This is a genomic window from Chitinophaga caeni, from assembly GCF_002557795.1.
Lineage (GTDB): Bacteria > Bacteroidota > Bacteroidia > Chitinophagales > Chitinophagaceae > Chitinophaga > Chitinophaga caeni.
In genome coordinates, this window is record NZ_CP023777.1 from 969,244 (window position 1) to 982,560 (window position 13,317).

Annotated in this window: 12 protein-coding genes; 5 read left to right on the forward strand and 7 right to left on the reverse strand. The window is 41.0% G+C overall.

The genetic code is table 11. The annotated features are described in order from the left end of the window. The first annotated feature begins 307 nt into the window (after window positions 1-307). Together COR50_RS03995 and COR50_RS04000 are read left to right on the forward strand one after the other, a co-directional pair. A complete protein-coding gene (locus COR50_RS03995; protein WP_098192790.1) occupies window positions 308-1,216 on the forward strand; it encodes a transglutaminase domain-containing protein in 909 nt (302 codons plus the stop codon). Between the two features lie 37 nt (window positions 1,217-1,253). Then, window positions 1,254-1,724, forward strand: a complete 471-nt coding sequence (locus COR50_RS04000) for a Dps family protein (RefSeq protein ID WP_098192791.1) — start codon at window positions 1,254-1,256, stop codon at window positions 1,722-1,724. Window positions 1,725-1,783: 59 nt separating this feature from the next. On the opposite strand, the gene COR50_RS04005 is transcribed toward COR50_RS04000, so the two are convergent. After that, window positions 1,784-2,233, reverse strand: a complete 450-nt coding sequence (locus COR50_RS04005; protein WP_098192792.1) for a DUF1569 domain-containing protein — start codon at window positions 2,231-2,233, stop codon at window positions 1,784-1,786. Window positions 2,234-2,505: 272 nt separating this feature from the next. Here COR50_RS04005 and COR50_RS04010 point away from each other — a divergent pair, with 272 nt between their 5' ends. After that, entirely contained in the window at window positions 2,506-3,258 is a 753-nt protein-coding gene (locus COR50_RS04010) for a glucose 1-dehydrogenase (RefSeq protein WP_098192793.1), read from the forward strand. Window positions 3,259-3,628: 370 nt separating this feature from the next. Then, window positions 3,629-5,788, forward strand: coding sequence for an alpha-galactosidase (locus COR50_RS04015; RefSeq protein ID WP_098192794.1), 2,160 nt, complete (start codon window positions 3,629-3,631; stop codon window positions 5,786-5,788). Between the two features lie 461 nt (window positions 5,789-6,249). On the opposite strand, the gene COR50_RS04020 is transcribed toward COR50_RS04015, so the two are convergent. From COR50_RS04020 to COR50_RS04040, 5 genes are read right to left on the reverse strand one after another with little or no spacing between them, the layout of a single operon-like run. Then, complete coding sequence (locus COR50_RS04020; protein WP_098192795.1) at window positions 6,250-7,593, reverse strand: DUF58 domain-containing protein; 1,344 nt, start codon at window positions 7,591-7,593, stop codon at window positions 6,250-6,252. An 8-nt stretch (window positions 7,594-7,601) separates the two neighbouring features. Continuing rightward, window positions 7,602-8,582, reverse strand: coding sequence for an AAA family ATPase (locus COR50_RS04025; RefSeq protein ID WP_098192796.1), 981 nt, complete (start codon window positions 8,580-8,582; stop codon window positions 7,602-7,604). 3 nt (window positions 8,583-8,585) lie between these two features. After that, complete coding sequence (locus COR50_RS04030) at window positions 8,586-9,827, reverse strand: DUF4350 domain-containing protein (protein ID WP_098192797.1); 1,242 nt, start codon at window positions 9,825-9,827, stop codon at window positions 8,586-8,588. After that, entirely contained in the window at window positions 9,817-10,713 is an 897-nt protein-coding gene (locus COR50_RS04035; RefSeq protein ID WP_098192798.1) for a hypothetical protein, read from the reverse strand. The genes COR50_RS04030 and COR50_RS04035 overlap by 11 nt, the downstream gene beginning before the upstream one ends. 19 nt (window positions 10,714-10,732) lie before the next feature. Continuing rightward, window positions 10,733-11,716 (reverse strand): stage II sporulation protein M, encoded by a 984-nt coding sequence (locus tag COR50_RS04040; protein WP_098192799.1) that lies wholly within the window; start codon window positions 11,714-11,716, stop codon window positions 10,733-10,735. A gap of 72 nt (window positions 11,717-11,788) precedes the next feature. On the opposite strand from COR50_RS04040, the gene COR50_RS04045 reads away from it, so the two are divergent. Continuing rightward, complete coding sequence (locus tag COR50_RS04045) at window positions 11,789-12,592, forward strand: RDD family protein (protein ID WP_098192800.1); 804 nt, start codon at window positions 11,789-11,791, stop codon at window positions 12,590-12,592. Between the two features lie 18 nt (window positions 12,593-12,610). Here the strand turns inward: COR50_RS04045 and COR50_RS04050 are convergent, their stop codons facing one another. Further along, entirely contained in the window at window positions 12,611-13,066 is a 456-nt protein-coding gene (locus tag COR50_RS04050) for an RDD family protein (protein WP_098192801.1), read from the reverse strand. Window positions 13,067-13,317: the final 251 nt, after the last annotated feature.

The window sequence follows — 13,317 nt, forward strand, 5'->3', positions numbered from 1 at the left end:
CTACTGTATGACTTCGCTATTAACAGTGCGAAGTTCCACGGTTTTGTTGGCTGGGCTGAATAGATCATCCTTCGCTTAGGTCCTTGACCAGGTAAGGCATCCAAGTAAATTTATGCCATTTTAGGCGGACAACAATGACAGTCAACCAAGTATGAGCCTTACTGGTAAATAGTATATAAAAGACCAAGCAGGGAGGCATATGGGTAGAAATTCCAACGCAGTTAAGGCAGCCAAAAATCTTAAACTATAAGGCTATCGATATTTTAAATATCCATAAATCTGGCATAATTTTATTACAAAAAGCAGCATGGCGAATGAAGATTCAAGATATACTACGGTTCAAACTTTCTTGTTAAACCTGTTGAGCCTGTTGACTATTTTGCCTTTAGCGCCCTTTTTAAACCGGTTTATTCCACCCGTTATCATCGGGGACATCCATATAGATTTATTTATATCCCTCTTGATCGCGTTCTTGATAACCAGGATCATTTTATGGATCTTCAAACCCTTGATGATACCGGCATTTGTATTGGTTTGCAGCGTTTTAGTATACAATTTCTTCATTGGAAGCTATACATTCACGAACGTGATCAACGATTATAAGGGGATGGTCCAGGGTAACTGGGGTGCTAAAGATCAAAAACAACAAGATATACTCAGCTTGTATCCAAGAAGGGTAGAGACCTATTATGACAAAACCGTAAGGGGTATCAGGGAAAAAGTCAATGACCAGGATTCCGTCGTTAGAAATTATGCTGTAAAGTATTCTTTAACAGATTTTGACGAATATTTTTCAAAATATGGTAAAATAGTACGGTTTTTGAGCTTATATAAACATATTCGTAATAACTTTAAGTATGTGAATGACTCCCAAAGGGATGAGTATTTTGCCACCCCGCAAGAAACTATCCGGAATGGTTTAGGGGGTGATTGTGACGATCATTCAATCCTGATGGTTTCCTGTATGCAAAGTATCGGGGCCAAATGTAGGATTGTACTGGTAAAAGGCCATGCTTACCCCGAATTGTATTGTGGCAATAAGGATGACTTTGAAATTTTGAAACAAGCAATTGTCCTTTTATTCAACAATCCGCCTGTAAAACAGTTATATTATCATGAAATGAAAGGAGAGTATTGGATCAACTTAGATTATACGGCGCGCCATCCCGGGGGGCCTTATATGAATAACCAAGTATATGCCCTAATCGATTTATAAAAACATTACAACATCTTTAATTTAAAAATCTTATACAATGAAAGTGAACATTGGTGTACCCGAAAAAAATTTACAAGCAGTAGCTGATAAACTGCAAGTGCTATTAGCAGACGAAAGTATTTTATATACTAAAACGAGAAACTATCACTGGAATGTTGAAGGACAGAATTTCTCGGAGATGCACCTATTTTATGAAGGACAATATGGCGACCTGGCAGAAATGATCGATGAAGTGGCTGAAAGGATCCGCCAATTGGGACATTATAGCGTAGGGCGCCTTGCCGATTTCCTCAAGTTGACACATTTGTTGGAGCCGGAATACACGAACGATCAGAAAACACAATTGAAGAATTTGTTAGATGATCATGAAACAATTATCCGCTTCATCCGTGAATGTATCCGCGAGTTTGATGAAACCCATAACGATGCTGGTTCTAGTGATTTTGTTACCGGCTTGATGGAGAAACACGAAAAAATGGCTTGGATGCTCCGCTCTTATTTGAAATAGAAATAAGGTGGCTAATGCCAAAGCATACTTGTCCCGCGATAGTAATCGCGGGATTTTTTTTATACGCCGAACTGTTGTAGATGGTGATCCAGGTGTTTGTACATGCCCCTGGCCCATTGTTCAGCAGTTAGTTTACCAAAAAATGAATGGGCTGCTGTTGTTACAACTCCAGGGCCACCGCTGGCCAATTCCTGGATTTGCCCGATGAGCTTATTTTTCTCTTCTTCCACACCATTGCCATCCCCTGCCAAAAGTGAAGGGTCGGTAGGCAGGCCCTTGGGGAAGGGTTTCTCATTCAGGAACATGGGCTTTGCCAACCAACCTACCAAGTAACTGAACCAGGCCCTTTTAACCTGCTTCTTTCCCAAGGCCATTTCCATGGCGGCATTGCAATGCGCAAGCATCTGTGCCGCAGTCATTTTGCCCCAGTGGGGAGTGGAAGCCGGGTTAATATGTTGTACCCTGGAAATGATAGTGGCAGCATCTGCCTGGTCAAAGAAATTCTTCATTTTTCTACGTCATTGATAGTGGAAATTAACACTTTCGTAGGAACAAAAGATATAACTTTCTTATTATATTCATCCCTCGAAAAAGTTTCTGTGAAGAATGTTCCGTTCGATAAAACATTTGTAAATAGAATTTGTTATTAATTTAACGTTACTTCAGAATATCGGCCAGCAAGATGGATTGATTTAAAAATTGTGCGAGAATAATCATTCGGTTAATAACAGATAGCAAGGCATTCCCCATGAGTGCAATATTTACATCTTAACTTTTCAATATGGAACAACTTTTTCAGGGAAAAGTGGCCGTTGTTACGGGCGCAGGCTCAGGGATTGGAAAGGCTACAGCAGAACTGTACAGCCAACATGGGGCTAAAGTAGTAGTCAGTGATATCAGCCTGGAACATGGTAAACAAACCGTGGACGATATCAAGGCAAAAGGCGGTGACGCTACTTTTATTGCATGCGATGTTGCTGACCCCAAAGCATGCAAAAACTTGATAGACGAAACTGTAAAAGTTTACGGTAGATTAGATGCCGCGTGTAACAATGCAGGCATCGGTGGTGAAGCAAACCCGGTCGCGGATTATAGTATCGAAAACTTCGATAAAATTATCGCGATTAATTTGAGCAGCGTATTCTACTGTATGAAATACGAGATCCCCGCTATGCTGAAAAATGGCGGCGGTGCAATTATAAATATGGCATCTATTTTAGGACAGGTAGGCTTTGCCAATTCTGCCGGGTATGTAGCAGCCAAACATGGAGTTGTAGGATTAACTCAAAACGCCGGGATAGAATATTCTTCCCAAGGCATAAGGGTTAACGCGGTTGGGCCCGGTTTTATTGACACACCTTTATTAAATAACCTGGATCCAGAAATGAAAAAAGCCCTGGTTAAATTGCACCCCATCGGGAGGTTGGGTAAGGCGGAAGAAATCGCGGAACTGGTTGTTTGGCTCAGTTCCAACAAGGCATCTTTTATTACGGGTTCTTATTACCCTATTGATGGTGCCTATCTAGCTTTGTGATTTATTGTTTAATTTTTGTACTGTAATGGCTGCCCCTTTTTAGGCGCAGCCCTTTCTTTTTCACGGATTTAAGGACACGGATTTAGGGATTACACGGATGATCATTGTTTTATACCTATCTATTGCCTTAAGATGTTTTATCGCGGATGTTGTTTTTGATATTTCACGGTTGATCAATGTTTCATACCTATCTATTACCTTAAAATGTTTTATCGCGGATGTTGTTTTGATATAACCTGGGATTCGAGCCTGGTTTTTTGGACTGTCATTTGCGCCATCTTCCTTTTCTTTCTTTTCTTTCTTTTCTTCCCTTTCTTCCCAAAGAAATTTTTATATTGCAAGTACATTATAAGCGTACAAAATACATTTAATGAAAAAGATATTATTCCTATTTCTGCTGGCCTTAGGTATTCCATTTGCGACCATTGCACAGAAGGGTGGCTACATTGTTATAAAAACGGCTCATACCGGGCTTGTTTTTCACGAAGAAAAGGATGGGAGCCTGCACCAAATTTACTATGGGCAGGCGCTGAAGAACCCGGCAGATTATTACTTGTTGCCTGGCACCAGGGATGAGGCGTATCCAACATTCGGAACTAAATATCTATTCACCCCTGCCATCAGGACGGTTCACAATGATGGGAATCCCTCTTTGGCGCTCGTATATAAATCTCATCAACAGCTGCTTGTTGCACCGGGCGTCGAGGAAACCACCATTCATTTGCATGACCCCAAGTACCCGGTAGAAGTCGATTTACATTTCAAGGCGTACTTGTCTTCCGATGTAATAGCACAATGGGTAACCGTTAGTCATCATGAGAAAAAGCCAATCGTTTTATACCAGTATGCTTCAGCTGCATTAAGTGTCAGCGCGAGCAATTATACTTTAGAACATTTTCATGGCGATTGGGCCGCCGAAATGCAAATGGAAAGCACCAACTTGACTGCCGGGAAAAAGACATTATCCAGCCAATTAGAGACCCGTGCGCATATGTATCAATCACCATCATTTTTAATCTCCTTAAACGGGACTTCTACTGAAGAATATGGTGATGTTATCGGCGGTACTTTAGCTTGGTCTGGCAACTTTAAACTGGATTTCGAAGTGGATGAAATTAACCAGCTTAGAATACTGGCCGGGATGAATGAACTTGGCGCCGAGTATCATCTGCTGCCGGGAAAAACATTTACAACGCCGGCATTTTTGTTTAGCTATAGCAATGAAGGGAAGGGATTGATCAGCAGAAACTTCCATAAATGGGCAAGGGATTATGGCGTTCTGAATGGCCATGGTAGCAGGTACACCTTGTTGAATAACTGGGAGGCGACCTATTTTGATTTCAACGAAGAAAAGTTGACCAACCTGTTTGATGATGCGAAGCAACTGGGCGTGGATCTCTTCTTGTTAGATGATGGTTGGTTTGGCAATAAATATCCTAGGAATAATGATCGCGCCGGCCTGGGCGATTGGCAGGAAAATAAAGCCAAATTGCCTCACGGCATCGGTTACCTTGTTAAAGAAGCGGCAGCAAGGGATTTAAAATTCGGTATTTGGCTAGAGCCGGAAATGGTAAATCCTAAAAGTGAGCTGTACGAAAAACATCCCGAATGGATTATAAAATTGCCTAATAGGGAAGAACATTATTACCGTTCTCAATTAGTACTGGATCTTACTAATCCTACCGTACAAGATTTTGTTTATCACATCGTAGATGATATGATGAGCAAAAACCCCGGTATTGCTTATATCAAATGGGATTGTAACAGGATGGTAACAAATGCTTATTCACAATTCGAAGGAAACCAACAAAGTAATTTGTATGTCGATTACGTAAACGGTTTATATAAAGTATTGGATAGGGTAAGACAAAAATATCCTGAACTCCCAATTATGCTATGTTCGGGTGGTGGAGGAAGGGTCGATTACGGGGCTCTGCCTTATTTTACCGAGTTTTGGCCGAGTGATAACACAGGCGCAACCGAACGGGTATTCATTCAATGGGGATATTCCTATTTCTTCCCAAGTATTGCCACCAGCGCACATGTAACGGAGTGGGGAGATGCTCCATTAAAATTCAGGTTGGCTGTTTCAATGGCCGGCAGACTCGGCTTTGACCTCGTTCCTAAAAAATTAAATGCCGAAGAATTAGCTTTATGTCAACAAGCATTACATGAATATAAAGCTATACAGCAAACTGTTTGGCAGGGCGATTTATACCGCTTACAATCCCCTTATGATCACAACGTCGCTTCATGGATGTACGCTGCCAATGACAAGGCCGAAGCGGTTATATTCATGTTCAGGATCAAGAAACTATTCGATTCCAAGATTGCTGAAAATATAAAATTCAAAGGTTTGGATCCAGGAAAAAAATATCTTGTTAAAGAATTACTAGTTCAACAAGGACAGAAAGCTATTAACAAGGCAAATGGCAAAACTTATTCCGGCGATTACCTGATGAAAGTTGGCCTACCTAGTAATTTAAACAAGGTTCAACAAGCCGTTATCTTACAATTAAAATCTTTGTAGTACTGCATTTGAATGTCTGAAAATCTATACTGGTTCGAAACCCGTATTCGCTTTTTGAATGCTGTACCTAAATACTAATTTAATCTGAATACTAAACTTTTGCTGGTTCGAGTCTGAATACTAAAACTTTTGCTGGTTCAAGTCTGAATACTAAACTCTTGCTGGTTCGAGCTTCCAAGCTCGGACCTACGCACAATTGAGGATATTTACAATTGTACCCGAAACAAAAAGGCACGTACACCTTGCACCATAAACGCCATTCAATGGATTTCCCATGCTGCCGAACAAGATACGCTCTCAATTGAGCGCTGCTCCATTTGGGAGTCCCAGCTTGGAAGCTTGAACTAGCGAGGGAGGCTAGGTTATTTCGAGATAAAATTCAAAGACCAAACACGGAAAACCAGGTTTTGAACACTGGCGGTTTGGAAACTAGCATCAGCAAATTTAATTGTCGAACCCGATCAAATGACCCTTCTTTGTTTTAGGTCCAAATAACGGTTAATCAAGTTTACTGTCAAAGAAGCGGGGGCGGTCAATAAAGACAGGATACCATATTTGGCTAATTCCTTTTGTATTAATTTTTTGTCGTGCATCATTTTTTGCGCGATTACCTGCGTATAGATCCCTTCGATATTTTCTGCAGGCCGTTCACTAACAGACTTCAATTCCGTGTTCTCAAAAAATACGACCATCAGCAGATGATATTTTGCCAAGGTTCTCAAATATGCTATTTGTCGCTGCAAGTTAGAAACCGATTCAAAGTTGGTAAACAATATCAACAGGGAACGTTGCGAGATATTCTTCCTCAGCCCTGAAACCAACTTCTCGTAATCAGACTCTAACCAGGTGGTGCCTTGCGCGTATAATTTTTCCAGGATCGCATTCATCTGTACTTTCCTATTGCTAGCTTTCAACCATTCCGGCTGCTGGTCGCTAAAAGTAATTAAACCTGCCTTATCACCTTTATTGATAGCGGTATTACTAAAAATCAAGCTGGCATTGATCGCATAATCCAACAAGGTAAGCCCGTTAAAAGGCATCCTCATGTTGCGGCTCTTGTCAATAACACAATATACTTGCTGCGATTTCTCCTCGGTATAGCTATTGACCATCAAATGCCCCCGCCTGGCCGAGGCTTTATAGTTTAATGCACGGATATCATCCCCTTGCACATATTCCTTGATATGGTCATATTCCATACTGAAGCCCATTACTTTATGGCGGTGCGCACCACTATCTTGCAATAAATTATTAGCGCCTTTAAAACCCAATTGCTTCAGTTGCTGGAATGCGGGATAGACTTTTATGGTGCGTTGCCCAGCGGTAAGGAATCTTCTTTTTACCAAGCCAAGAAAAGAATTGACATACACGTTTACATAACCGAACTTATATTCCCCCCTTTCAACCGGTCTCAGCATATAATTATACTTAGTAGTACCATTTACATCGATGGAGGTTTTCCAATTAAAGTTTCTTTCCTGCAATTGAAAGGGTAATTCATCGATCACATCCAGCTGCATTTTCAGCGGGTAGTTACTCCGTACCAGCAGTGAAACGGGGTTTTCTTCACCGTTGCTGAGCCTGTCCGCGATATCCCTTTCAACCTGTATCGCGTTACCCGGTAAATACAACACTAAAATATCGACCAACACTAATGCGCAACATAAAAAGAATAACCCGATGGCAATTTCAAACAGCCCCGGGAAGAAGAAGGATAATAAGAAAAAACCTATCACGAGCAGCAATGACAGGTATGTACGCTGCTTAAGGTATAATGAAGCAAAAAAATGTTTCAACCGATTCATCGTGTTATTTAACGTGGAACTTCCACCGATTTTAATATTTCAGCTATCACATCATTCGTGGTTATTCCTTCCATCTCCCTTTCAGGAGTCAGTACTATCCGGTGTCTCAAGATGGCCGGAACCACGGTCACCACATCATCTGGTGTAACAAAATCCCTACCCGCAACCAATGCATAAGCCTTGGCACTCGCCAATACCGCAATAGAAGCCCTGGGAGATGCGCCCATGAACAGGGACCCGTTTTCCCTGGTAGCTTTCACCAGGTGAACGATATAACGGATAATATGTTCTTCTACGAATACTTGTTCCGCCTTGTCCTGCAAAGCAATGATTTCAGCGGCAGTAACTACCGGTTTTACACTTTGCAAAGCATGATCTCCCAGCTTGTTGCTGTTTGCTGCTTGCAACATAGATATCTCGTCCTGTAGCCCCGGGTAAGTCACTTCCAATTTAAACAGGAAACGATCGAGCTGGGCTTCCGGTAACCGGTAAGTACCTTCCTGCTCGATGGGGTTCTGTGTAGCTACCACCATGAACGGGTTGCCCATTTTATGCGTATGCCCGTCGTTGGTCACTTGCCTTTCTTCCATCACTTCAAATAAAGCAGCCTGGGTTTTAGCAGGTGCCCGGTTGATCTCGTCAATCAGCACGATGTTTCCGAAGATCGGGCCTTTCTTATATTCAAATACCTGCTGTTGCGCATTGAAGACCGAGGTACCCAGCACATCGGCAGGCATCAGGTCAGGCGTAAATTGTATCCTGGAAAAATCGGCGTGGATACATTGGGCCAATAGTTTCGCTGTTAATGTTTTAGCAACACCCGGCACACCTTCAACCAACAGGTGCCCCTTGGCGATGATGCCTACCAGTAGCATATCGATTAAAGCATCCTGTCCAATTACCACCTTCGAAATTTCATCTTTAATATTTTGGATGGTATTCGACATTGTCTCAAAAGCATTGGGTTGTAATGTTGTATTCTCTTCCATTTATTATGCTATTTGATAAAATTTATATAAAGCTTGATAATACATCTCCAACTGTTTATCTGAAACTTCAAATTCCAGTTGCAGGTTATGCATCATGTTAATTAATAATTGAATTTCTTCCCTGGGCTGGTTCGATTTTCTTGCGAGTTGATTTACAAAATTCTCATCCAGGTACTTCGTGTCTATAAAATATTTATTCCTTACATGATCTAAGAATTGGGTCGTCATCTTATGTACCAGGTTTTTATTATCATGGTGGTTAAAGTATAATTTACCGAGTGTTTTTACAAAATCCAGGGAATTATTCAGCACCGGTTCCACGGCAGGCACATAGCGCTGTTGGCGCTTACTTTCAAAAAGGGCAAATAAAATCATCAGGCACAAAATGAGTATCAATGCCCAACGGATCGAAGGATACCGCATCAATACAGACCAGTTATCAAAATCTTTCCCCTCCCGGCTATATTGATGTTTATAGTATTCATCCCAATAGACGATGTTTTTGGAATCGGGTATGTAGCCCATCATATTCCGGAAAGAGCGGTGATTCTCTCCATGCAGTAAAAAATAATTAGTACAGGCAAAAGGATTTAATGAAATATAAACGGCCCCATTTCCATGAACGATCCTAATAAAATTCGGCTTCCCTTCTTCATTAGTACCTAATACGGTTGTAACCGCGGTATCAACAGCGGTAAAGTAGCCGCTATTATAAATCCCTTTATAGGCAAAAGAGGTATCCTTACCGAAGTTCTTATTTACAAAATTTTGAACCGTATGTAGCTTTTTATTGAATACCCCATTGTCTACAATACCCGCCTTATAGTTAAAGTGCAACCTTTCTGCTAGTAAGGAATCAGGATCTGTAGCCGCTATAAATACTTCATTTCCATTCTCGATAAAATTCCCCAATCTATCAACATCATCTGCCGACAAAAACAGGTTATTAGCAATAATGCAGTATAATGCATTCTGGTTGAACGTCGTCTTAAATAGTTCAGCAACAGGTTTTTTAACAATTTGGTGCAAGGTGCCGTGATTCGCCCCGTTTAAATATTGCTTTAGCAGCTTATAAGCAACGAAGCTACCGTAAGGTTTTTTATCGCGGTACTCGAAACTGGCGCTGGCTGCGTTAAAATCTTCCACTTTTCTTTTATTACGCATCCCCCCCTGGAAAACACTGCCGAATATGATGATTACTACTAATAATACCAGCAATCCAATCCATATAAACCTAAATTTCATGGCCGGTATTATTTATAGATTTTAGAAATGATTGAAAGGAAAACCTGATGTCAGAAAACCGGGCTTCGTCCACATTCTTTTTGCCGAACCAAGTTATTTCATATTGCCGGGTCAAGGCAAGGAACGGCATTTGAAGTTCGGTGCCGGAAAGTTCGTTGACATAATCCCTGTTGGTTTTATCCTTATGTAAAATTAACTTCTGACTGCTTGCTAGCACCTGTAACGTATATAAGTACAAATACCTGACAGCTTCCGCCCAATGTGCCTCTTTCATAGCGGCATCCGCTAATGATCGATAATCAACTTTTGATTCGGCATCCGGTACTCCAGCCGCGCTAAATGTATTATTTTTAGAAGATTTAAAAATTCTCCGCAGCGTTCCCCTGGAGTTATATACGATTACTACGATAAGAACAATCGATGCTACAATAAAAAAGCTCATTAAAATCGGGATAGTTAAAGGGAAATGTTTCGCATCTTTTTTATGCTCGGGATCGAGCGCTCTTAAATCCTTTTCATAATCCATATCGCTGTCCTCTTTCAGTTCTTTCAAGCCGGCAGGACTGCCTGTATGAATACGAACATTATTATAGAAATAACGCCCTTGCCCATCCTGAAATTCCCCGAAATTATTTTGATCATATGCTAAGCCTCCTGGCCACAACAGCCTTACCTGCCCTTCCAAGGTGGTGGTATCAGGCTCCACTGCTTCATCCTGGTAATGTTGGATGCCTTGTTTATCTACCGCAACGGAATCTATAAATACCTCTTCATCTTGATCATAGGAAACACTGTCCAACGTGTTCAGCCGTTGCGCTTTTATATCCCCGGCACAAAACAAGGACAATAAAGTAAGCATATAGATCAATAAATACGGATGTTTCATGCAAAAACAAATAAGCTCATCAATTTTTCGGGAACAACACGCGACCTTTTTCATCCAATGAAAAACCTTTTCTTACCAGTTGGATAGGCCATATAACATAATATCCTATAATAATGACAAAAGAAATAGCCAAGATGGATGTGCTTAAGAATACCGGCATTTCAGTATGCCGGGTAACAAACCCTTCTAAAAAAGCAGCCAACGTGATGATAGGGATAATCGTAAACATAATCTTTAAGCCTTCGAACGCAGCTCTTTTAAGGGCTTCAACGCGTTTCAAAGTACCGGGGAATAATAAATTATATCCCAGTATAAGCCCGGCTGCACTGGAAATAATGATCGCGGATATTTCCAAGGTTCCGTGAATCCAGATCACCAGCACAGAGGCCATCCCCAAACCCTTGGCAAAGAAGAAATATTGGAATGCCCCGACCATAAAAGCATTGTTCACCAGGATATACAGCGAGCCCAAACCCAGCAATACGCCCATAACGAAGGAGCTCAAAGCCACGTTCAAATTATTATTAGCGATTTGCACCCACATCATCAGCTCATTACTATCTTTATAAACATTGAATGGATCGCCTTTCGCGATATTTTCCTCCGTCATGTTTACATAATTGTCGCCTAATACCCCCCTAACAAATGTGTCGTCAACAGATGCCGAGAAAGCGCTGAGCATACAAATGCTCATAAAAAGCAGGGCTGCAAAAAGAAAAACTTTCTTGTACTTAGCAACGATCAACGGCACTTGGTACATCAACAATTTCTTGAAACGTCCCGGCTCCTTGATCGGTGTGCTGTAAATAGACTGGTACATCCCGGCGGCTAAGCCGTTCAGGTATTGGGTCGTTTTGCTGTAACTATAAAAAGTTTTGGAATAAGCGAGATCATCCACGATCGTAGTGAACCTTTCGGCCATTTCGTCGGGGTCCTGGGAAACCTCCTGTTCATAAGATTTCCAACGGGCTAAATTCTTTTTAATAAATAATGATTCTCTCATCCTTACTTGTATAATTACAAAATTTCAGGGAAACATGGTAAAGACAATGTATAAAATTTTTAAATTTGATTCATGTCTACCATAAAAATACCTACCCCGTTTAATATAGATCTTGAATTTGCAGCGGCTGACAGCGGCATCCGTTTATTAGCGTACATTTTAGATTTCATTATCCGTATAATCGCGGTGTTCGGTTTAGTTTTTCTCGTTGCCCGTTTGAATTTACCCGAACAGGTAGATACCATTGTAAACGTACTTTTTATATTTATTCCTTTTACGTTATACTACCTGTTATCAGAAATATTCATGGACGGCCAAACGTTGGGAAAGAAAATCGTGAAAATCAAGGTGCGTAACCTTTCTGGAAATGCACCGAGTTTAGACCAATATATTATCCGCAACTTATTCCGCCTCATTGAATCCCCGGCTATGATTTTCGCGGTATTAGCCTACTTAACGCAGGTAGATCGCGTCAGCTCCTTTGGTTTTATGTTGTTCGTTTTATGCCCGGCCGTTATCCCCTTGGTGTTTTTGATTAAAACCAAGTACAATCAACGCTTAGGCGATGTTGTTGCCAATACGATCGTTATATCCAGCAAGAAATCCCAACCCTTGACCAACACTATTTTCCGGGAGATTACCGACGCTAATTACCAAGTGCAATTCCCGCAAATTATGCGGATCAACGATAAGGATCTGAACAAGATCAAGGACCTGTTAGACAGGGCTACCCAAAACATAGATGTAACTTTAGCGGATAGGGTAGCAGAAAGAATCCAACAAGTACTGGGCATTCAAACGCAGATGAATTCGCTGGAATTCTTGGAAACAATCCTGAATGATTATAATTACCTGGCTACCAGGGAACCTAAGTAAATACCAGGCTAAAAATTCTTACTGGATACTGGAGTATTTCACCACTCTCGTGTGGGTCAATGAATCGTGCCAAGGAATACCGAATCCCGAAAAAGGTTCAAATGGTATGAAGCGGCAAAGAGATCTTAGAAACGCTTTTGCGAATTCCAGCTGGGTTCCTTCCTCCATTATCACGATGGTACCGGTAATAAATTTCGCAGGCGTGCGCCCCCATAATCCTTCAAAAATGGTATAATAGACTATGTAAACAGTCATATTTAAGAAATAATACGAATAATTCAGGCTGCCGTAATAATCATACTCCTCCATACCTGAAATAGCAGCTAAAACACCGATTACAACTAAAATGAAAATATAATCGAGGATAAAATTTGCAAAGCGGATGCCCCTGCTCGCGTCAATATATTGCGGGGTATCAAAATCATCGAGAAAACTACCTTCTTGGGCGGAACTTGGGTTCATTTGTTCAGACATAGATAAGTTAGGTTTTAATTGAGCCTTAAATGTAAAAAATTAACTTAAATATTCATATTACATGAATATACTATTTAATCCCGTTTAAAAATATTTTAACCAAGCCGCGCAAAATCAATATTACAAATTGTCGCTTTATACCCTTGTAAGGCAATTTACGAAATATCATCCGGAGAAAATAAGCCCGTACACCCACTTCTGAAGCCCTAGGGGGTACTTCGAAGGTGGGTAGGGGTACTTCCGAAGTGGGG